Raw genomic sequence first — 440 nt, 5'->3', positions numbered from 1 at the left:
AATGCCTGGCGCGGTTCGGCAAATTCTGCGCCGGTATTCTCTGGGAGAGCTACGGCGGGGTGTTCGCCGGCGATAGCTACTTCAACCCGGACGCGCCACCACGGCTGAAACGACCGCTGGATGCGCCAACGCCGAGCGTGCATTTCTTCCAGACCGAGGACAACGGCGAACTGCGCCTGACCCGCTATCAGGGCGGAACCAAAGGCCCGGTGATGCTGGTGCACGGCCTGGGCGTGGGCTCGAATATGTTCTCCACCGACACCATCCAGACCAACCTCCTGGAATACCTGTGCAAACACTAGTACGACGTGTGGCTGCTGGATGTGCGGGTGAGCATCCTGCTGCCGGCGAGCAAGAGGGAATGGAACGGCGACCAGATCGCCCAGTACGACTTCAAGGCGGCCATCGCGCAAATCCAGCAAGCGACAAAGGCTGCCGAT

The 440-nt window shown here is 61.8% G+C and carries 1 pseudogene; it reads left to right on the top strand.

Annotated elements, in window-relative coordinates:
* Positions 1-440, top strand: a pseudogene (locus BK665_RS33070) (alpha/beta fold hydrolase); the annotation flags it as partial.

The organism is Pseudomonas frederiksbergensis (assembly GCF_003732665.1).
In the GTDB taxonomy this organism is placed as follows: Bacteria; Pseudomonadota; Gammaproteobacteria; order Pseudomonadales; family Pseudomonadaceae; genus Aquipseudomonas; species Aquipseudomonas frederiksbergensis_G.
The sequence above is the reverse complement of the archived record's forward strand: the minus strand, read 5'-3'. Positions and strand labels throughout refer to the sequence as shown.